This is a genomic window from Pseudomonas sp. MIACH, from assembly GCF_001269925.1.
Classification (GTDB): domain Bacteria; phylum Pseudomonadota; class Gammaproteobacteria; order Pseudomonadales; family Pseudomonadaceae; genus Aquipseudomonas.
This window is the reverse complement of record NZ_LHVO01000002.1, coordinates 323,065-343,692: the sequence shown is the minus strand read 5'-3', so window position 1 is coordinate 343,692 and position 20,628 is coordinate 323,065. Positions and strand designations below refer to the sequence as shown.

20 protein-coding genes are annotated in these 20,628 nt (G+C 61.8%); 10 read left to right on the top strand and 10 right to left on the bottom strand.

Features of this window, described 5'->3' with window-relative positions; genetic code table 11:
• Positions 1 to 79 precede the first annotated feature (79 nt).
• The gene (locus AD670_RS01565; protein ID WP_053127717.1) at positions 80 to 2,920 is read left to right on the top strand and encodes a class I adenylate cyclase; all 2,841 of its coding nucleotides are present in this window, start codon (positions 80 to 82) and stop codon (positions 2,918 to 2,920) included.
• On the opposite strand, the gene rnk is transcribed toward AD670_RS01565, so the two are convergent.
• The 3 genes from rnk to cyaY form a co-directional block, all read right to left on the bottom strand.
• The gene (rnk, locus tag AD670_RS01560) at positions 2,917 to 3,327 is read right to left on the bottom strand and encodes a nucleoside diphosphate kinase regulator (protein WP_053127715.1); all 411 of its coding nucleotides are present in this window, start codon (positions 3,325 to 3,327) and stop codon (positions 2,917 to 2,919) included. The two genes, AD670_RS01565 and rnk, sit on opposite strands and share 4 nt — an antisense overlap.
• A gap of 131 nt (positions 3,328 to 3,458) precedes the next feature.
• Positions 3,459 to 3,677: a DUF1289 domain-containing protein gene (locus AD670_RS01555; protein WP_053128154.1), complete on the bottom strand. Its 219-nt coding sequence runs from the start codon at positions 3,675 to 3,677 to the stop codon at positions 3,459 to 3,461.
• A 2-nt stretch (positions 3,678 to 3,679) separates the two neighbouring features.
• A complete protein-coding gene (gene cyaY, locus AD670_RS01550; protein WP_053127713.1) occupies positions 3,680 to 4,012 on the bottom strand; it encodes an iron donor protein CyaY in 333 nt (110 codons plus the stop codon).
• Between the two features lie 238 nt (positions 4,013 to 4,250).
• On the opposite strand from cyaY, the gene AD670_RS30430 reads away from it, so the two are divergent.
• From AD670_RS30430 to AD670_RS01525, 6 genes are read left to right on the top strand one after another with little or no spacing between them, the layout of a single operon-like run.
• Positions 4,251 to 4,421 (top strand): lipoprotein, encoded by a 171-nt coding sequence (locus AD670_RS30430; RefSeq protein WP_010207449.1) that lies wholly within the window; start codon positions 4,251 to 4,253, stop codon positions 4,419 to 4,421.
• Positions 4,422 to 4,430: 9 nt separating this feature from the next.
• Entirely contained in the window at positions 4,431 to 5,678 is a 1,248-nt protein-coding gene (gene lysA, locus AD670_RS01545) for a diaminopimelate decarboxylase (protein WP_053127711.1), read from the top strand.
• A 3-nt stretch (positions 5,679 to 5,681) separates the two neighbouring features.
• Positions 5,682 to 6,512, top strand: coding sequence for a diaminopimelate epimerase (gene dapF / locus AD670_RS01540; RefSeq protein WP_027608319.1), 831 nt, complete (start codon positions 5,682 to 5,684; stop codon positions 6,510 to 6,512).
• Positions 6,513 to 6,525: 13 nt separating this feature from the next.
• Complete coding sequence (locus tag AD670_RS01535) at positions 6,526 to 7,242, top strand: DUF484 family protein (protein WP_053127709.1); 717 nt, start codon at positions 6,526 to 6,528, stop codon at positions 7,240 to 7,242.
• A gap of 2 nt (positions 7,243 to 7,244) precedes the next feature.
• Positions 7,245 to 8,144 carry a tyrosine recombinase XerC gene (gene xerC / locus AD670_RS01530; RefSeq protein WP_053127707.1) on the top strand — a complete coding sequence of 300 codons (900 nt, stop codon included), beginning with the start codon at positions 7,245 to 7,247 and terminating at the stop codon, positions 8,142 to 8,144.
• Positions 8,141 to 8,836, top strand: coding sequence for an HAD family hydrolase (locus AD670_RS01525; protein WP_053127705.1), 696 nt, complete (start codon positions 8,141 to 8,143; stop codon positions 8,834 to 8,836). The genes xerC and AD670_RS01525 overlap by 4 nt, the downstream gene beginning before the upstream one ends.
• Positions 8,837 to 8,953: 117 nt before the next feature.
• On the opposite strand, the gene sutA is transcribed toward AD670_RS01525, so the two are convergent.
• From sutA to glnK, 4 genes are all read right to left on the bottom strand, one after another.
• Positions 8,954 to 9,289 carry a transcriptional regulator SutA gene (sutA, locus tag AD670_RS01520; protein ID WP_053127703.1) on the bottom strand — a complete coding sequence of 112 codons (336 nt, stop codon included), beginning with the start codon at positions 9,287 to 9,289 and terminating at the stop codon, positions 8,954 to 8,956.
• 102 nt (positions 9,290 to 9,391) lie between these two features.
• Complete coding sequence (locus AD670_RS01515; RefSeq protein ID WP_053127701.1) at positions 9,392 to 9,817, bottom strand: secondary thiamine-phosphate synthase enzyme YjbQ; 426 nt, start codon at positions 9,815 to 9,817, stop codon at positions 9,392 to 9,394.
• A 211-nt stretch (positions 9,818 to 10,028) separates the two neighbouring features.
• The gene (locus AD670_RS01510) at positions 10,029 to 11,366 is read right to left on the bottom strand and encodes an ammonium transporter (RefSeq protein WP_053127699.1); all 1,338 of its coding nucleotides are present in this window, start codon (positions 11,364 to 11,366) and stop codon (positions 10,029 to 10,031) included.
• A 34-nt stretch (positions 11,367 to 11,400) separates the two neighbouring features.
• Positions 11,401 to 11,739: a P-II family nitrogen regulator gene (gene glnK / locus AD670_RS01505; RefSeq protein WP_002555808.1), complete on the bottom strand. Its 339-nt coding sequence runs from the start codon at positions 11,737 to 11,739 to the stop codon at positions 11,401 to 11,403.
• A 422-nt stretch (positions 11,740 to 12,161) separates the two neighbouring features.
• On the opposite strand from glnK, the gene AD670_RS01500 reads away from it, so the two are divergent.
• Complete coding sequence (locus tag AD670_RS01500; protein ID WP_027608312.1) at positions 12,162 to 12,422, top strand: accessory factor UbiK family protein; 261 nt, start codon at positions 12,162 to 12,164, stop codon at positions 12,420 to 12,422.
• A gap of 154 nt (positions 12,423 to 12,576) precedes the next feature.
• A complete protein-coding gene (locus AD670_RS01495) occupies positions 12,577 to 14,073 on the top strand; it encodes a YifB family Mg chelatase-like AAA ATPase (RefSeq protein ID WP_053127697.1) in 1,497 nt (498 codons plus the stop codon).
• A gap of 63 nt (positions 14,074 to 14,136) precedes the next feature.
• Here the strand turns inward: AD670_RS01495 and AD670_RS01490 are convergent, their stop codons facing one another.
• Positions 14,137 to 16,113 carry a methyl-accepting chemotaxis protein gene (locus tag AD670_RS01490; RefSeq protein WP_053127695.1) on the bottom strand — a complete coding sequence of 659 codons (1,977 nt, stop codon included), beginning with the start codon at positions 16,111 to 16,113 and terminating at the stop codon, positions 14,137 to 14,139.
• Positions 16,114 to 16,290: 177 nt separating this feature from the next.
• Positions 16,291 to 17,211 (bottom strand): LysR substrate-binding domain-containing protein, encoded by a 921-nt coding sequence (locus AD670_RS01485; RefSeq protein ID WP_053127693.1) that lies wholly within the window; start codon positions 17,209 to 17,211, stop codon positions 16,291 to 16,293.
• Between the two features lie 152 nt (positions 17,212 to 17,363).
• Here AD670_RS01485 and AD670_RS01480 point away from each other — a divergent pair, with 152 nt between their 5' ends.
• Positions 17,364 to 18,776, top strand: coding sequence for a NorM family multidrug efflux MATE transporter (locus AD670_RS01480; protein ID WP_053127691.1), 1,413 nt, complete (start codon positions 17,364 to 17,366; stop codon positions 18,774 to 18,776).
• Here AD670_RS01480 and AD670_RS01475 read toward each other — a convergent pair.
• The gene (locus tag AD670_RS01475) at positions 18,773 to 20,446 is read right to left on the bottom strand and encodes a bifunctional diguanylate cyclase/phosphodiesterase (protein ID WP_053127689.1); all 1,674 of its coding nucleotides are present in this window, start codon (positions 20,444 to 20,446) and stop codon (positions 18,773 to 18,775) included. The genes AD670_RS01480 and AD670_RS01475 overlap by 4 nt on opposite strands.
• Between the last annotated feature and the right edge of the window lie 182 nt (positions 20,447 to 20,628).

The window sequence follows — 20,628 nt, the reverse complement described above, 5'->3', positions numbered from 1 at the left end:
CCTCTAAACCTCCTACGCGACTGGCTGTAAACTCCTACACGGCCGCCCACGTCGGGCCCTGCGAGCCACCGAGTTCGACATGACCCGCACCCATGAAATCCGCCCTGACCTGGACGAAGGCATCGACCGCAAGGTGCTGGCCCAATTGCGTGCGCGCTTCATGGCCCTCAATGAAGGTCGCATGGCTCGTGCCATCGAAGGGCTGACGCCGCGCCAGCAAAGCGTGCTGACCTTGCTGCCACTGTTTTTTCACGTTAATCATCCGCTGTTGCCAGGCTACGTATCGGGCAGCACGCCGGCCGGGCTGTCGAACTTCGAGCCCGACGCCCAGGCCCTGACCGAAGCCCAGCGCTTGACCCGCTCGTTCTCTTACAAGCCGCGTCCAGTCAATCAACCCAAACCGATCCACGGCCTGTTCCTGATGGGCAGCCTCGGCACCCTGGCCCAGGCCGACCAGAGCGACATGGATGTGTGGGTATGCCACGCCCCCGACCTGGGTGACAACGAGCTCGTCGAACTGCGCAAAAAATGCCAACTGCTGGAAGCCTGGGCCCTGACCATGGGCGCCGAGGCGCACTTCTTCCTGATCGAGCCGACGCGCTTCGTGCTCGGTGAGCGCGACACGCAACTGAGCTCCGACGACTGCGGCACCACCCAGCATTACCTGTTGCTGGACGAGTTCTACCGCACCGCCATCTGGCTGGCCGGGCGCACGCCGATCTGGTGGCTGGTGCCGGTGTATGAAGAGACCCGCTATGCAGAATTCACCCACGCGCTGATTTCCAAGCGGTTTATCCGGGCCGATGAAACCCTCGATTTGGGTCACCTGGCGCACATCCCCCCGGGCGAATTTATCGGTGCCGGGCTGTGGCAACTGTTCAAAGGCATCGAGTCGCCCTACAAGTCGGTACTCAAGCTGCTGCTGACCGAGGTTTATGCCAGCGAGCACCCGAACGTGCATTGCCTGAGCCTGCGCTTCAAGCGTGCGGTGTTCGCCAACCAGATGGACCTGGATGAGCTGGACCCGTACATCGTGGTGTACCGCCGCATCGAGGAATACCTCCAGGCACGCAACGAGCCGGAGCGCCTGGAACTGGTGCGCCGTGCGCTGTACCTGAAGGTCAACCGCAAGCTCAGTGCCGGCCAGCGCAGCAGCAGTTGGCAACGCTTATTGCTGGAGCGCCTGGCCCACGAGTGGGGCTGGGACCAACGCCAACTGGCGCTGCTGGACAGCCGCAGCCAGTGGAAAGTCCGCCAGGTGGCCTCCGAGCGCCGCGCCCTGGTCAGCGAGCTGAACTACAGCTATCGCTTCCTGACCCAGTTCGCCCGGACCGAACAGACCGTCAGCCTGATCAACAAGCGCGACCTCAATGTGCTGGGACGGCGCCTGTATGCCGCCTTTGAACGCAAGGCCGGCAAAGTCGAATTCATCAACCCCGGGATCGCCCCCGATCTGGCCGAAGACACCCTGACACTGGTGCAATCGCCTAACCGCAAGGAGCCCGGCCAGCACCATTGGGGCCTGTACAACGGCAACCTCACGGCCCTGGAGTGGGAGCATTTCGCGCCGATCAAGCGCAGCCGCGACCTGCTGGAAATGCTCACCTGGTGCCATCGCAACGGCGTGATCGACAGCAGCACGCGCCTGGCTCTGCACCCTGGCACCAGCGACATGACCGAATTCGAGCTGTTCAACCTGCTGGGCAGCCTGCAACAGACTGTCGCGCTGCCCTTGGCCAGCGTCGATGAGACGCGCCTGTTGCGCTCGGCGGTACCCGAGGAGGTGTTGCTGCTGATCAACGTCGGCGTCGACCCGCTCAAGCATCACCGCGACCTGAACATCCTGATGACCACCGAGCGCACCGACTCCCTGAGCTATGCAGGGGTCCGCGACAATCTGGTACTGACCCTGGACCAGGTCACGCTCAACAGCTGGAACGAGGTGATGGTCAGCCGCTACGACGGCCCGCACGCCCTGCTCGATTGCCTGCGCGACTACCTCAATCAACTGCCCTCGGATCACTTGCCGCGCCTGCGGGTGCGCTGCTTTTGCCATAACCGTGCGCAGTTCATTGCCCAACGCGTAGAAGAAATCTTCGACACCGCGCAGAACCTGCTACTGAGTCAAGGCAATCACCGCTACCTGCTCCAGGTACAGCAGCACTACCACGTGATGGAGTTGATACCGGGCCAGGCCACCCACGTATCACTGGCAACCCAGGATGCGCTGATCGCCTACCTCAGCGAAGAACTGGCCAGCTACAGCCCGCTGCACCTGGACGCGATGGCCCTGGAAGACCACGACCTGGCGCTGCTTTTGCCCATGGGTATGGCCGATTGCGTGCAAGTGTTCTACCGGGTCAATGAAGGCTTCGCCGAGCTGTATGTGCTGGATGAGTTCAACGCGCTCTGGCAGCAGAGCTTGCCGTTTCACGATGAGCAGAGCCTGTTGGCACCGCTGCAGCGCTTCCTGCAATCGATCATTTATCGCCGGGATGCGTTATCGCCGCTGGATCCGCAGGAACCGTTGGGCGCAGTGCAGACCTTGTATTACCAGCTATTGCCGACAGGCAACGGCCGCGCGCGCGGTATCGAACCTCGGCCGGCCCCGCAGAACCCCGCGAACAAACCGTTTTACGACGTGCAGGCGATTATCGGCAAGGCAGCGCCAGGCCAGGTGGGCATTACCCTGTACTGCAATCAGCGGGAGTTTTCCGAACTGGAGTTTGGCGACCAACTGTTTGCGGTGGTCGCCCAGGAAATCGTCGGGCAACGCCGGGAAACCGAGCGCTACCGCTGCTACATCACCGACCTCGACCTGTCGGGGCTGCTCGGTGATGTGCAAAGCCCGAGCAACCTGTACCTGCGCTACAAAGCCGAGCTGGAACAGTCACTCAATGCAGCGTTGAATCAGGTTTAGAGCGGGAAGGCACCGCCGTCCTTGGGCTGACCGTCAACACTGAGCAGCTCAAGCTTGAGGGTCTTGCCACCCGGTGCCGGCCAATCGATGTGCTGCCCTACCTGCAAGCCAAGCAAGGCACTGCCCACCGGGGCCAGGACCGAGATCTTGCCTTCATCGGCATTAGCATCCTTCGGATAGACCAGGGTCAGGTGGTAGTCCTTACCGCTGCCTTGCTCACGGCAATGCACGCTGGAATTCATGGTCACGACCGTTGCAGGCACTTCATCGTGGCCAACCACTTCTTCGGCGCGGTCGAGTTCGGCTTGCAATGCAATAACGCCCGGCTGCGTCTCGTCCATACGGTCGATCAATTGCTCAAGACGCTGCACATCAAGACGGGTGAGGATGATGGAAGGTGCGGTCATGATTCAGGCAGACTCCTTTTTTCTGCACAAAAAAGCAAAACCCCGCCAGGAAAAGGCGGGGTTCTCACGGGCCTCGATGAGTTGAGGCGTATCCGGACACTACCACAGCACCGCAAATAAACAAGACGGGCTCAAGGCGTGGCTTTGCGTTGCTCGGCCTGGGCCACGATCACTCGCCGCCGCTGATCATCGGCGGAGCGCCATTCACGGATGTCTTCCACATGGCGGAAGCAGCCGAGGCAGACTTTTTGCTCGTCCAGGCGACACAAACTGATACAAGGTGACGGCACCGCCGGGCTGACATTACTGAACAGCGGCTTGGGTGGGCGTGCGGGTACAGGTTGCGTCACGATCAAATCTCGTCGAAGTCCAGGTCAGCGCCGGACTGTTCCTTCGTGAGACGAGCCAGCATTTCGCTCAGCAGTTCCTCAGTGGTGTCGTGTGCCCAACGACTTTCTTCTTCGTCGTAGTCGAAGTGAAAACCACCGGAACGTGCAGCCAGCCACAGCTGACGCAACGGCTCCTGGCGACTGAAGATCAACTGGGTGCCGTTCTCGAACTTGACGGTCAGCACGCCGGCCGAGTTTTCCAGGTCCACGTCCAGGCCGCTGTCGTCGAAAATATCTTCCAGTGCCTGCTGGGTCGCATCCACCAGGTCGTGAAAACGGGCTTCGGTCAAACTCATTGTGGCAACCTCAAAAGTGTCTGGTTTTGCTCAAGCGCCGCACGATACGGGCGAGCCTCGCCGATTGCAAAGGATACCGATTTCAACGCGATTGACGGCGGGAAATATCCTCAACCAGCGTAGTCCGCCTCCAGACCATCTCGGCAAACCCCCGCCGGACGGGTATTTCAGCGCATAGGCAAGCTGGCGGGTGGTCGGTATACTCGGGCGCAATTAATGCATATTCAAGGATTTCGCCATGAAGCGCCTGATCTCTTCCCTTGCTGCGCTCGTCGCGGTCGCTTGCCTCGTTAGTGCCTGTGGTCAAAAAGGCCCGCTGTACCTGCCCGATGACAGCAAAGACCCGAACGAACAGGCACAATCGTCGCAAAAGCCATCCAAAGCGCATAAGCACGACACCTACGAATAAGGGAGCTCCATGGACGCTTTTAACTACCGGGACGGCGAGCTGTTCGCGGAAGGCGTGGCGTTGTCCGCGATTGCCCAGCGCTTTGGTACCCCGACCTACGTGTACTCCCGTGCGCATATCGAAGCTCAGTACCGCTCGTTCACCGACCCGCTCGATGGCGTACCGCACCTGGTGTGCTACGCGGTCAAGGCCAACTCCAACCTGGGCGTACTGAATGTCCTGGCGCGTCTGGGCGCCGGTTTCGACATCGTCTCCCGTGGCGAGCTGGAACGGGTACTGGCCGCTGGCGGCCAGGCTGACAAGATCGTGTTCTCCGGCGTCGGCAAGAGCCGCGAAGACATGCGCCGCGCCCTGGAAGTCGGCGTGCATTGCTTCAACGTCGAATCCACCGACGAGCTGGAACGCCTGCAAGTCGTTGCCGCCGAAATGGGCGTTCGTGCGCCGATCTCCCTGCGCGTCAATCCGGACGTCGATGCCGGCACCCACCCGTACATTTCCACCGGTCTCAAAGAGAACAAATTCGGCATCGCCATTGCCGACGCCGAAGACGTGTACATCCGTGCCGCCCAACTGCCGAACCTGGAAGTGCTGGGTGTCGACTGCCACATCGGTTCGCAACTGACTACGCTGCCGCCGTTCCTGGACGCCCTCGACCGCCTGCTGGCTTTGATCGACCGCTTGGGCGAATGCGGCATCTACCTGCACCACATCGACCTCGGTGGTGGCGTGGGCGTGCGTTATCGCGATGAAGAGCCACCGGCGATCGCCGACTATATCCAGGCGGTGCGCGAGCGCATCGAAGGCCGCGACCTGACGCTGATGTTCGAGCCGGGCCGCTATATCGTCGCCAACGCTGGCGTGCTGCTGACCCAGGTCGAGTACCTCAAGCACACCGAGCACAAGGATTTCGCCATCGTCGATGCGGCGATGAACGACCTGATCCGCCCGGCGCTGTACCAGGCCTGGATGAACGTCACCGCCGTGACGCCTCGTGACACCCAAGCCCGCGCGTACGACATTGTCGGCCCGATCTGTGAGACCGGTGACTTCCTGGCCAAGGATCGTCAACTGGCCCTGGAAGAAGGCGACCTGCTGGCCGTGCATTCGGCCGGTGCCTACGGGTTTGTCATGAGTTCCAACTACAACACCCGCGGGCGTACCGCCGAGGTGCTGGTGGACGGTGATCAAGCGTTTGAAGTGCGTCGCCGCGAGACGGTAGCCGAGTTGTATGCTGGCGAAAGCCTGCTGCCGGAGTAAGCCATGCTGCTGCGTTTTACCAAGATGCACGGGCTGGGCAATGATTTCATGGTCCTCGACCTGGTCAGCCAGCACGCACACATCCTGCCCAAGCACGCTAAACAGTGGGGCGACCGTCATACCGGGATTGGTTTCGACCAGTTACTGATCGTCGAGGCGCCAAGCAACCCGGAGGTGGATTTCCGTTATCGGATCTTCAACTCCGATGGCTCCGAAGTGGAACAGTGCGGCAATGGCGCGCGCTGCTTTGCACGCTTTGTGCTGGACAAGCGCCTGACCGCCAAGCGGCAGATCCGCGTCGAGACCAAGAGCGGCGTGATCGAGCTGGATATCCGCAGCGACGGCCAGATCAGCGTCAACATGGGTGCGCCACGCCTGGTCCCGGCGGATATTCCGTTCCAGGCGACCGAGCAGGCCGCCAGCTACCCGCTGGACGTTGACGGCCAGACCGTCGACATCGCTGCCGTGTCCATGGGCAACCCCCATGCGGTGCTACGGGTCAACGACATCAACAATGCCCCCGTGCATGAACTGGGGCCGAAAATCGAACACCACCCGCGCTTTCCGGCGCGGGTCAATGTGGGTTTCCTGCAGGTGATCGACCGTTCCCGCGCGCAATTGCGTGTGTGGGAACGCGGCGCCGGCGAAACCCAGGCCTGCGGTACCGGTGCTTGCGCCGCTGCCGTGGCCGCGATCAGCCAGGGGTGGATGGATTCGCCACTGCTGATCGACCTGCCCGGTGGACGCTTGTCCATCGAATGGGCAGGCCCTGGCCACCCGGTGATGATGACCGGGCCGGCCTCGCGCGTATACGAAGGACAGGTCCGTCTATGAGTGAGCCAAGCGAATGACCGATAAGCCTCAAGTACCCGCACACGCAACCCCGAGCGATAGTCTGGAGGCCGCTGCTGTCGCGGCGTACCTTGAGGCTAATCCGGACTTCTTCGTCGAACACGAAGAACTGCTGCCGGCCCTGCGCATCCCCCACCAGCGCGGCGATACCGTGTCGCTGGTGGAGCGACAGATGAAGATCCTGCGCGAGCGCAATATCGAAATGCGCCATCGACTTTCGCAGTTGATGGACGTCGCGCGCGACAACGATCGCCTGTTCGACAAGACCCGTCGCCTGATTCTGACGCTGATGGACGCCACCAGCCTGGAAGAAACCGTGATCGCCGTGGAAGACAGCCTGCGTCAGGACTTCCAGGTGCCGTTTGTCAGCCTGATTCTGTTCAGCGACAACCCGATGCCGGTGGGTCGCTGGGTCAGCGGCAGCGAAGCACAGACGGCCATTGGCGGCCTGCTTTCCGAAGGCAAGACCATCAGCGGCACGCTACGCGAGCATGAACTGGACTTCCTGTTCGGCGCCGAACAGCGCAAGCAGATCGGCTCTACGGCCGTAGTCGCCCTCAGCCATCAAGGCCTGCATGGCGTGCTGGCCATTGCCAGCCGTGATCCCGCGCACTACAAGAGCTCGGTGGGCACGCTGTTCCTGACCTATATCGCCGAAGTGCTGGGCCGCGTCCTGCCACGCTTCACCACCGCCCTGCGCGCGGTGCGCTAACCATGGAACGGCAACTGGACGCTTATTGCGCTCACCTGCGCAATGAGCGCCAGGTGTCACCCCATACGCTGGAAGCCTATCGGCGGGACTTGAACAAGGTCCTGGCCTACTGCGAAAAACAGCAGATCAGCAGCTGGAAGACCCTGGATATCCAGAACCTGCGCAGCCTGATCGCACGGCTGCACCAGGCGGGCCAGTCTTCGCGCAGCCTGTCGCGGCTGCTGTCGGCGGTGCGCGGTCTCTATCACTACCTCAATCGCGAAGGCCTCTGCGACCACGACCCGGCCAATGGCCTGTCCCCGCCGAAAGGCGAGCGGCGCCTGCCCAAGACCCTGGATACCGACCGTGCCCTGCAATTGCTCGATGGTGCAGTAGAGGACGATTTCCTCGCCCACCGCGACCAGGCGATCCTCGAACTGTTTTACTCTTCAGGCCTGCGCCTGTCGGAGCTGACCGGCCTGAACCTCGATCAACTGGACCTGGCGGACGGCCTGGTGCAAGTGCTCGGCAAAGGCAGCAAGACCCGAGTGCTGCCGGTCGGCAGGAAAGCCCGCGAAGCCCTGCAAACCTGGCTGCCGCTGCGCGCCCTGGCCAACCCGGTGGACGACGCGGTGTTTATCAGCCAGCAAGGCCGGCGCCTGGGCCCACGGGCCATCCAGATACGGGTCAAGGCCGCCGGCGAGCGCGAGCTGGGGCAGAACCTGCACCCGCATATGCTGCGCCACTCCTTTGCCAGCCATATGCTGGAATCGTCCCAGGACCTGCGCGCGGTGCAGGAACTGCTCGGCCACTCCGACATCAAGACCACACAGATCTATACCCATCTGGACTTCCAACACCTGGCAACGGTGTACGACAGTGCCCATCCACGGGCCAAACGCATCAAGGGCGGCGACTCATGAGTATCAAGCTGATCACCTTCGACCTGGACGACACGCTCTGGGACAACGTACCCGTCATCATCAGCGCCGAAGCGTCGATGCGCGAATGGCTGGCCACCCACGCTGCCAAAGTCGGCGACCTGCCCCTGGAGCATTTCGCCAATCTTCGCCAGCAGGTGCTGCAACGCCATCCCGAACTCAAGCACCGCATCAGTATCCTGCGCCACCGGGTGTTGATGCACGCGTTTGAAGAGGCCGGTTATCCACAGCCTGAGGCCACCGAAATGGCCGATGTGTGTTTCGAAGCGTTCATTCACGCCCGCCATCAGCTCACGCCATTCCCTGAGGCCGAGCCGATGTTGCGAGCGCTGCGCCAGCATTTCCTGCTGGGTGTGATCACCAATGGCAATGCCGATGTGCAGCGTGTGGGCCTGGCGGACTACTTTCACTTTGCCTTGCGCGCTGAAGATATCGGCATCGCCAAGCCGGACGCACGACTGTTCCAGGAAGCGCTGCAACGCGGCGGAGTGGATGCCAGCGCGGCGGTGCATGTTGGCGACCATCCTGGGGATGACATTGCTGGGGCGCAGCAGGCGGGGCTGAGGGCGGTGTGGTTCAACCCCACCGCCAAGGTGTGGGAAGCAGATAAGCACCCCGACGCGGAGATTCGTAGCCTGACTGAGCTACCGGAGTTGCTGCGCAGTTGGCAGTAGCACCAGAGATCCAAGCCCCCCTCCCACATTTGGATCACCACAAGGCTCAAACAAATCATCAGGCATGAAAAAACCCGCAGCGACGGCGGGTTTTTTCTTACAAGCAGGTGGCTGACCTTAGATAGGTCGGCTGCCGTACTTGTTATCCGGCTTCTTGGGCGGGTCTGCAACCACATTGGGCTCGACTTCGACCACTTTGCCGCCTTTGGCAAGAAACTCTTCCATCGCACGGGCCAGCGCATCGCGCTCTTTGTTCTTGGCTTCAACGCTCGGCAATTCGTCTACCGAAACCGCAGCCTTGGCTTTGCCCTTGGCTTTGGGAGCCGCGTCATCGCCACCAGCGTCATCGGCCTCGTCAGCAACGTCGTCAACTGCTGCCGCGTCAAGATTATCTTCGGCCTCGTCGTCGTCACCTACTTCAAGGTCGTCGTTTTCCAGATCATCGTCGCTCATGTTCTACCTCATGACTTGCGAAAAGCAGATTAGTTATAGCCCAGCTTCATCCTCTGTCGAGGCCGCCGGGAAAAAATCAACATCCACCGGATAACCAGTGGCTTATGCCTCATCACCCTGCAAGGTGGCGAGGACTTTACGAGCACCGCCATGATCACGGTGCTCGCCCAGATAAACACCTTGCCAGGTTCCCATCGCCAAGCGGCCGGCCTTGACCGGCAAACTCAGCTGGCAGCCCAGGAGACTGGCCTTGAAGTGCGCCGGCAGATCATCCGGACCTTCGTCGTTATGTTCAAACCCGGCACGGCCTTGCGGCACCAGCGAGTTGAAAAACCGTTCGAAGTCACGGCGAACCGCCGGATCGGCATTCTCGTTGACGGTCAACGAGGCCGAGGTGTGCTGCAACCACAGATGCAACAGGCCCACGCGACAGGCCTTCAACTCAGGCAAGCCGGCAAGCAACTCGTCGGTCACCAGGTGAAAGCCTCGGGGCTTGGCCCGCAGGGTAATCAGGGTCTGTTGCCACATACAGTTCTCCGCCCATCGGCGCGCATTCTAGCGCGCTCTGGGAAAAAACAAAGTGCCGAATACGCCTACATGCCTGTAAGACATTTGCACGCAGGAAAGTGCCGCATGCGTACCATCACAAACTCGACGCAAAAACCGACACAGCTTGTTAAGACTGACAAACACCAGACAAAAAAATGCCCGGCAAGCCGGGCATCTTTTTTTTGCGTACTTACAGGTTGTAGCCGCGTTCGTTGTGTTGCGCCAGATCAAGGCCGACAGCCTCTTCCTCCTCGGTGACGCGCAGGCCCATGACCATGTCCAGCACCTTGAGGATGACGTAGGTAACGATGGCCGTGTAGATCACGGTGAAACCGACACCTTTGCACTGGATCCAGACTTGAGCCGCGATATCTGTCACGGTGCCGAAGCCGCCCAATGCAGGGGCTGCAAACACACCCGTGAGGATCGCGCCGACGATACCGCCGATACCGTGCACGCCGAATGCGTCCAGGGAGTCGTCATAGCCCAGCTTGCGCTTGAGGCTGGTCGCGCAGAAGAAGCAGATCACACCCGCCACCAGGCCGATCACCAGGGCGCCCATCGGGCCAACGGTGCCGGCGGCCGGCGTAACGGCTACCAGGCCGGCCACTACACCCGAGGCGATGCCCAGTGCGCTTGGCTTACCGTGAGTGATCCACTCGGCGAACATCCAGCCCAGCGCTGCAGCAGCGGTAGCAATCTGAGTCACCAGCATCGCCATGCCGGCGGTGCCGTTGGCCGCAGCAGCGGAACCGGCGTTGAAACCGAACCAGCCGATCCACAGCATCGCCGCACCTACCAAGGTGTAACCCAGGTTATGCGGTGCCATTGGGGTAGTCGGGAAGCCTTTGCGCTTGCCGAGCACGATGCACGCCACCAGGCCAGCCACACCGGCGTTGATATGCACCACGGTGCCGCCAGCGAAGTCCAGCACGCCCCAGTCCCACAGCAGGCCACCGTTGCCGCTCCACACCATGTGGGCGATGGGTGCATAGACCAGGGTGAACCAGATAGCCATGAAGATCAGCATCGCGGAAAACTTCATGCGCTCGGCGAAAGCACCGACGATCAGCGCCGGGGTGATGATGGCGAAGGTCATCTGGAAGGTGACGAACACCGCTTCAGGGAACAGCGCCGCAGGCCCGGTGATGCTGGCCGGGGTCACACCCGCCAGGAACGCCTTGCCCATGCCGCCGAAGAAGGAGTTGAAGTTGACCACACCCTGTTCCATACCCGTGGTATCGAACGCGATGCTATAGCCGTAGACGACCCACAGGATGCTGATCAGGCCGGTGATGGCGAAGCACTGCATCATCACCGACAGAATATTTTTGGAGCGGACCATGCCGCCGTAGAACAGCGCCAGGCCGGGGATGGTCATGAACAGCACCAGTGCGGTGGCGGTCAGCATCCAGGCGGTGTCGCCGGAGTTGAGGACTGGAGCAGCCACTTCGTCTGCCGCCATGGCCAGGCTTGGCATTACGATGGACAACAGGGCTCCGAGCCCTGCGAATTTACGCAGAGTCATATTGTTTTCTCCTGGGGCGTTGGGGTTTGGCGGCTTAGATTGCGTCGGTATCGGTTTCGCCGGTACGGATGCGAATAGCCTGTTCCAGATTGACCACGAAGATCTTGCCGTCACCGATCTTGCCGGTGTTGGCGGCCTTGGTTATCGCTTCGATAACCCGGTCAAGATCCTTGTCGTCAATGGCGACATCAATCTTCACCTTCGGCAGGAAATCGACTACGTATTCCGCGCCGCGATACAGCTCGGTGTGACCCTTCTGCCGACCGAAGCCCTTGACCTCAGTAACGGTAATGCCCTGCACGCCGATCTCGGACAACGACTCGCGTACATCGTCCAACTTGAACGGCTTGATGATGGCAGTGACTAGCTTCATGAAAACTCTCTCCCGAATTGGTGGACTTGCCCCAGGAAAACAAACCCGTCTCAAGTCTAAGCGCAGTGCCTGGCTTTGTAACGCATCGTCGCAAGGGCAGTTGCCATTGCGACGCCAGCGAACCACTGGTGACGAAACCTGTACCCCTGATCCGTCGGCGCACTGCATTCGTCACAGCGACTGCATCAGTGCATGGGTCATGATCGTCTAAGCAGAAACCTTGCCAGCTCCGTAAAAATCACTGAAATCAGTCCTTTGGCCACGTACGCCCAATTGCCGGGCTTTGCGACGAGGGCAATGCGCACAAAAACAGTGCGCCGCCGCCCGTCCCCCTGCGCGAAAACCGTGCGCCCGAGGTCGTGAAAAAGACTATAGACGCTGCGTGATACACTGCCCGCCAACAGTTTTCCGGAATATTCCCCATGCTCGCGCCCAAAGACCTCCTCGATGCCCTGAGCGGCCACGCCTCTCGCCTGTTCAGCGGCGACACCCCGCTGCCCCGCAATGAAATCGAAAGCCAGTTCAAGGCCTTGCTGCAAAGCGGCTTCAGCAAGCTCGACCTGGTGAGCCGGGAAGAGTTTGATAGTCAGATGGTGGTTTTGGCCCGCACCCGTGCGCGATTGGAGAGCCTGGAGGCGAAAGTTGCCGAGCTGGAAGCGCGGTTGACCCCTCCTGCTGAATAAATGCGATCAGTGTGGGAGGGAACAAGTCCCCTCCTACATTTGCTCCACCTTTTGCTCTGGATACGTTCTGTAAAACCTCCCCGCCTCGCTCTTCCCTACCTCGTCTACCCTTGAAAAACCGCAGGAAGCGGCCTCCCCCATTCAAGGAACGAGCATGTCCCTCGCCATCGTCCACAGCCGCGCCCAGATCGGCGTCGAAGCCCCTGCCGTCACCGTCGAAGTGCATATGGCCAATGGTCTGCCGTCCCTGACGCTGGTGGGTCTGCCCGAAACGGCGGTCAAGGAAAGCAAGGACCGCGTACGCAGCGCCATCCTCAACTCCGCGCTGCAATATCCCGCCCGCCGCATCACCCTCAACCTCGCGCCCGCCGACCTGCCCAAGGACGGCGGCCGTTTTGACCTGGCGATTGCCCTGGGGATCCTGGCAGCCAGTGTGCAGGTGCCGGCGTTGATGCTCGATGACGTGGAATGCCTGGGGGAGTTGGCGCTGTCCGGCGAGGTGCGTGCGGTAAAAGGCGTGTTGCCGGCGGCCCTGGCGGCACGCAAGGCCGGGCGCACCGTGATAGTGCCACGGGCGAATGCCGAGGAAGCGTGCCTGGCTTCCGGGTTGAAGGTGATAGCAGTGGACCACCTGCTGCAAGTGGTGGCGCACCTGAATGGGCACGTGCCGATCGAGCCTTACAAGTCCGATGGCTTGATGTACTTGAACAAGCCGTACCCGGACTTGAGTGAGGTGCAGGGCCAATTGGCGGCCAAGCGGGCGCTGCTGATTGCGGCGGCCGGCGCGCATAACCTGCTGTTCAGCGGACCGCCCGGCACCGGCAAAACCTTGCTCGCCAGCCGCCTGCCAGGTTTATTGCCCCCGTTGAGCGAACAGGAGGCGCTGGAAGTTGCCGCGATTCAATCGGTTGTAAGTCTGGCACCGCTGAGCCATTGGCCCCATCGACCGTTCCGCCAACCGCATCATTCGGCATCAGGTCCGGCACTGGTGGGCGGCGGCTCGAAACCACAGCCGGGAGAAATCACCCTGGCTCACCATGGGGTGCTGTTTCTCGATGAGCTGCCGGAGTTTGATCGCAAGGTGCTTGAGGTGCTGCGCGAGCCCCTGGAATCGGGGCATATCGTGATTTCCCGCGCTCGCGACCGGGTAAGCTTCCCCGCGCGCTTTCAGCTGGTGGCCGCGATGAATCCCTGCCCCTGCGGCTACATGGGAGAACCCAGCGGGCGCTGTCGCTGTACGCCGGAACAGATTCAGCGGTATCGCAACAAGCTCTCCGGGCCGCTGCTGGACCGAATCGACCTGCACCTGACAGTGGCAAGGGAAACGACTGCGCTGAACCCGATCCAACAGGCTGGCGAGGATACCGCCCATGCATCAGCACGGGTCGCCCAGGCCCGCGAGCATCAACAAAAGCGCCAGGGTTGTGCGAATGCCTTTCTTGACCTGCCAGGGCTGCGCGAGCACTGCAAGCTCGCGAAGGTGGATGAAGGCTGGCTGGAAACGGCCTGTGAACGACTGACGCTATCGCTGCGCGCAGCCCATCGACTGCTCAAAGTGGCACGTACCCTGGCGGACCTGGATCAGGTGGATGCCATCACCCGTGATCATCTGAAAGAGGCCCTGCAATACCGCCCGGCGGCGATCACTTAAGCGTGGCGCAGATCCAAATGTGGGAGGGGGCTGGGTCTCTCCCACATTTTGTACAGCGGTGGCTCAGCGAAAGCGATCCACCTCATGGCGCAAACTCGCCGCCAGCGTCTCCAGCTCCTTGGCGGTAATTGCCAGGTTGGACACCACTTCACGCTGCTCGCTGTTGGCCAGCGCGATACTTTGCAAGTTGCTGCTGAGCAAGGTCGCGGTGCTGCTCTGCTCCTGGGTGGCGGTGGTGATCGCGGCGAACTGCTGACCGGCCGAGCGGCTTTGCTCGTCGATGCGCGCCAGGGCCGAGGCCACGTCGGCGTTGCGCGACAGGCCTTCCTGCATCAGCGCATTACCGTGCTCCATGGTGCTGATGGCGTTGCCGGTTTCCTTCTGGATGCTCTGGATCATCCCGGAAATTTCATCGGTGGCTTCGCGGGTACGCGACGCCAGGTTACGTACCTCATCGGCGACCACGGCAAACCCACGGCCCTGCTCACCGGCGCGGGCGGCTTCGATGGCAGCGTTGAGCGCCAGCAGGTTGGTCTGTTCGGCGATCGAGGTGATCACGCCGACGATCCCGCCGATTTCCTGGGAGCGCTGGCCCAAAGTGTTGATCACGGTGGCAGTGCTGTTCAGCGCCGTGGCGATATGTTCCAGAGACGACGAGGCTTCCTGCATCGAGTTGCGGCCAATGCGGGTTTGCTGGGCGTTTTCCTGGGCGAGGCGCTCGGTGGCGCCCATGTTGTCGGCGATGTTCAGCGAAGTGGCGCTGAATTCTTCGACCGCGCCAGCCATGCTGGTGATCTCACCGGACTGTTGCTCCATGCCGTCATAGGCACCGCCGGACAGGCCGGACAACGCCTGGGCGCGGCTGTTGACGTCTTCGGCCGCCTTGCGGATATGCGAAACCATGGTCGACAGCGCTTCGCCCATCTGGTTGAAACTACGCGCCAACTGGCCGATTTCGTCATGGCTGGACACGTTGAGGCGTGCACTCAAGTCACCCGCGCCCAAGGCTTCGGCCTGACGCACAAGGTCACTCAGGGGTTGCAGCTTGCTGCGCAGCAGCCAGACCGTGGCGCCCACCGCCAGCAACATCGCCAGCACGCTGCCGATCACCAGGCGAGTACCCACCGCCCAGGTGACCGCGCGGATTTCAGCTTTCGGCATGCTCGCGACCACGGCCCAAGGACCGCCCTCGAAGGGCACCGAAACGCTGTAGAAGTCTTCGTTCTTGTCGCTCCAGAAGCGGCCTTTGCCTGGACTCTTGGCCAGGTCCAGCATCACAGGAACCGACTGATCCAACGCCTGCACGCCCGCCGGCGGCACCAGCCAACGCTTCTGCTCATCCAGCAACGCCAGGGAACCCGTCTGGCCAATGCGGAAGCGCTTGAGGTTTTCGAACTGCGCGGCTTGCGCATCGGTGTAGTCAAAACCGATGAACAGCACGGCAATTACCTTGCCGCTGGAGTCCCGTACGGGGCTGTACTGGGTCATGTAGGACCGATCGAACAATACCGCGCGCCCGATATAGGCCTGGCCACCCAGTACACGCTGGTAAGCCGGGCCCTGGCGATCAAGCACGGTGCCGATCGCACGGCTGCCGTCCTGTTTGGTCAGGGAGGTGCTGACGCGGATGAAGTCGTCACCGCTGCGCACGAATACCGTAGCCACGCCGCCGGACATCTGCTTGAACTCGTCAACTTCGCTGAAGTTGTTGTTGAGCACTTCGCTGCCCAACAGCAGACTCGGTGTCTGAACCCCGGCGACAGTGATCATCTGATCCGACTGCACCGTCAACCCGGCGCTGAAGCGCTTCTCGAACAACCCTGTCAGGCGCTGAGTGCTCTCGCGCAAGGTGCTGTGGAAAGTGTTGAGCTGGTCGGCGAGCAGGCGCGCCTCGCTGGCCAGGTGTTCCTCGCGGGTATCGAGGTTGGCAGAGTCGAGGGAGCGCAAGGCAAACACCGTACTGCCGCCAATAGCGACAGCCAGTATCACGGCTAATGCGAGGCCTAACTGTGAGGCAATCCGGGCGCGAGGTTGAGACATGACAGCTCCTGGCCGAGGCCAGGATCATCCTGATCTCATAGCGCTGCTCGGCAAATTATCTGGTGGGAAACGTTGGTGCACGATGGTTCCAACACACCTACTTCGGCGGCAGGCGACAATACTTGAGCGAATCGCAGGGGTACCAGGCAAACGGTTGCGCGTTGAGGCCTGAACCACTCAATAGAGGCGTTCGACGCCGGGCAGAACCATGGCCTGCACTTCGCTCTGGAGGAAGTCCGCCAGGCGCCGCAAACGCTCACCGCCGGGGCGGGTTTTCGGCCACACCAGATAGTAATTCTCCCCACTGGCGACTGCGGTTGGCCACGGCAGGCTCAGCCGTCCCTGCGCCACGTCCTCGGCCACCATCAACAAGTCGCCCATGGACACGCCATACCCCCGCGCTGCGGCGATCATGCCCAGCTCCAGGGTATCGAACACCTGCCCGCCCTTGAGTGATACCTGGGATGACAGCCCCATGCGCTCCAGCCATTTGCGCCAGTCCCTGCGGTCGGGGGTGGGATGCAGCAGCTCGGTGGTGGCCAGGCGCGAGGCATCCCAGGGCCCATCCTCCAACAGGTTCGGCGCACCGACAGGGATCAACAGTTCGGGGAACAGGTAGCTGGCCTCCCAGTCCACTGGAAAATGCCCGTAGCTCAACAGCACCGCACAGTCGAAAGGCTCCTGATTGAAGTCCACCTCATCCACGTTCATCCAGGCGCTGGTCAGTTGCACCTCATTGCCGGGCTGCAGTGCCCGGAAGCGGCTGAGCCGCGCGAGCAGCCAGCGCATGGTCAATGTGGAGGGGGCCTTCATGCGCAGGATGTCATCTTCAGCATTCAAGGTATGACAGGCCCGCTCCAGCGCCGCAAACCCTTCGCGCACGCCGGGCAACAACAGGCGCGCCGATTCAGTGAGCTGCAGGGTACGGCCACTGCGCAGGAACAGGCGGCAGGCGAAATGCTCTTCAAGTGTGCGGATATGCCGGCTCACCGCACTTTGGGTGATCGACAACTCCTCGGCTGCCCGGGTGAAGGAGCTGTGCCGGGAGGCCGCTTCAAATGCGCGCAAGGCATAAAGGGGAGGAAGACGACGATGCATGAGGAAAGCTCCGACAGCGCAATACCGAAACCCTACCAGAATCAATCAGGCATGAGTTTTAATCATGCAAGTGATCGCATTTATCCCTTTGTGCAATCGGCTGAGAGCGCCGAGAATCAACCCCTCCCCAACCCTCTGACTTTTTGAGCGTGATGATCATGCAGCATCCGGCACGTACCGAGCTCTGGGCCATTCTGCGGCTGTCAGGGCCGTTGATTGCCTCGCAGTTGGCGCACATGCTGATGGTGTTGACCGACACCCTGATGATGGCGCGCCTGAGCCCCGAAGCCCTGGCCGGTGGCGGCCTGGGCGCGGCGAGTTATTCGTTCGTCGCGATTTTCTGCATCGGCGTGATTGCCGCCGTGGGCACCCTGGTTGCCATCCGCCATGGCGCGGGCGATATCGAAGGCGCCACCCGCCTGACCCAGGCAGGGCTGTGGCTGGCCTGGCTGATGGCCTTGGCGGCGGCCCTGCTGCTGTGGAACCTCAAGCCCGTGTTGCTGATGTTCGGCCAGACCGACACCAACGTGCACTCGGCAGGGCAATTTCTGACCCTGCTGCCGTTCGCCCTGCCCGGCTACCTGAGCTTCATGGCGCTGCGCGGTTTTACCAGCGCCATCGGCAAAGCCACTCCGGTGATGGTGATCAGCGTCGGTGGCACGGTGGTCAACTACCTGCTCAACCACGCGCTGATCGAAGGCATGTTCGGCCTGCCCAAACTCGGCTTGATGGGCATTGGTTTAGTCACGGCGATTGTCGCCAACAGCATGGCGCTGGCGTTGATGTGGTACATCCGCAGCAACCGGGCCTATGCAGCCTACCCGCTGAGCGCCGGGCTGCTGCGCCTCAACACCCACTATCTGCGTGAGTTGTGGCGCCTGGGCCTGCCCATTGGTGGCACCTACGCGGTGGAGGTCGGGCTGTTTGCCTTTGCGGCACTGTGCATGGGCACCATGGGCAGCACGCAATTGGCGGCACATCAGGTCGCCCTGCAAATCGTGTCGGTAGCCTTTATGGTGCCGGCGGGGATGTCCTACGCGGTGACCATGCGCATCGGCCAGCATTACGGCGCCGGACAATTGCTGCAGGCACGCATGGCCGGGCGCGTTGGCATAGGCTTTGGCGCGGCAATCATGTTGGGATTTGCCGCCGTGTTGTGGCTGTTTTCCGATCCGCTCATAGGACTGCTTATCGACCACAACAACCCGGCGTTCCACGACGTGATCGTCCTGGCCGTGAGCCTGCTCGCCGTCGCCGCCTGGTTCGAGCTGTTCGACGGCGTGCAAACCATCGCCATGGGTTGCATTCGCGGGCTCAAAGACGCCAAGACCACCTTCTTGATCGGTGCGGGCTGCTACTGGTTGATTGGCGCTCCGTCGGCCTGGTTGATGGCTTTCACCCTGGGCTGGGGGCCGACCGGCGTGTGGTGGGGCCTGGCACTGGGCCTGGCCTGCGCGGCGATAAGCCTGACCTGGGCGTTTGAAGCAAAGATGAAGCGGATGATTCGGCGGGAAGGCTCAGAGCCCGAAGCCGACACCGGGTTTCAGGCTGCACAGACCGACTAGAGCCCCTCCCCCACGCGGGTGTGCTGGCCGTTGCCGAAGGTCAGGTATTCCACCAGTTCCGGCAAGGGCAGCGGCTTGCTGATCAGGTAACCCTGGGCCTGGTCGCAGCCGAACAGCCGCAACAGTGCCAGTTGCTCGGGAGTCTCGACACCTTCGGCCACCACTTCCAGATTGAGGTTGTGCGCCAGGTTGATCATGGCGTGCACCAGCTTGCGGTTTTCCTCGCGCTCTTCCATGCCGCCGACAAAGCTCTTGTCGATCTTCAGCAACGCAATCGGCAGGCTGTTGAGGTGCACGAAGGACGAGAAACCGGTGCCGAAGTCATCCAGGGAAAACCGCACACCCAGGCGGCCAAGGGCGTCCATGGTCTGCTTGACCAAGTCACTGCGGCGCATCACGGCGGTTTCGGTCAGTTCGAATTCCAACCATTGGGCTTCTACCCCACGCTCGGCAATCAGCCGACTGAGGGTGGACAGCAATTGGCTGTCCTGGAACTGACGGAACGACAGGTTGACCGCCATATGCAGCGGCGGCAGGCCGCGTTCGCGCAGGTCTTGCATGTCACGCAGGGCCCGGGAAATCACCCAGTAACCCAGGGGCACAATCAGGCCACTCTGTTCGGCCAGGGGCACGAATTCGCTCGGCGGCAACAGGCCGCGCTCGCCGTGACGCCAGCGAACGAGGGCTTCCAGGCCGACGATATGCCCGTCGTCCAGGTCCAGGCGCGGCTGGTAATGCAGTTCCAGTTCATCGCGGCGCAAGGCACGGCGCAGCTCGCTTTCCAGGTCGGCCAGGCTGCGCGCGTTGCGGTTGATGCGTTCGTTGAAGATATGAAAGGTGCAGCCCTGGGTGCTCTTGGCTTGCTGCATGGCGATATGGGCGTGCCACATCAGTGGGTCGGCGCCGGCACGGGCGCGGGCATGGGCCACGCCCAGGCTGCAACCGATCAACAGGCTTTCGCCATCCACCCAGTAAGGCTCGGCCATCGCTTCGGTGATGCGCTCGGCCATCCACTCTGCACGCTGCGGCGCGCGGCGGGTATCGATCAGCAGGGCAAATTCGTCGCTGCCCAGCCGCGCCAGTTGATCGCCGGCTTCGAGTTGGCTCTTGAGGCGCGACACCACCTGCAGGATCAGGCGGTCGCCGGCCTGGTGACCGAGGGCATCGTTGGCATGGCGAAAGTTATCGAGGTCCAGGTGACCGAGGGCCAGGCCGCGACCTTCATTCTCGGCCAGCCGCGCGGCCAGCAGGGTCTGGAAGCCCTGGCGGTTGGCGATGCCGGTGAGCGGGTCTTGCTCGGCCAGGCGTTGCAGGGTGGTTTCCAACACACCACGCTCGCGCACATGGCGCAGGCAGCGACGCAATGTGTCGGCGTCCAGAACATCGCGGATCAGCCAGTCACTGACGCCCAGCGGCGAAACCAGCGGCTCCTGCTCCAGCAACAACACGCACGGCAAGCTGCAACGGCCAGGGCCGGGTTGCAGGCTGGGCGTGGTCAGCAGCACGGCGCTGTCGTCGTCATCGAACAGACGACTCACCGAGTCCCAGTTGGGGGCGCTGATCAGCACAGCCCCATCGCCCATCGGCGCCAGGCACTCGCGCAACAACGCTGCCCACTCAGGCGCATCGGCCAGTAGCAGCAAACGCAAGGGTTCGACAGGCGTAGACAAGCTAGCTCCCTAGACTCTGCAAAGTTTCGTTGGCGGAGGGCATTATGACGTGCGGCCTGATAATCACCAATGATAGGGGTTATCAAATACGCAGGTGTAAGCAATTGTCGCTGCTTTAACCACAAGAAGCCCCGACATCCTGCGGCAAAGTAACAAAACCGGCAAATTTAGATCGAGTGGTA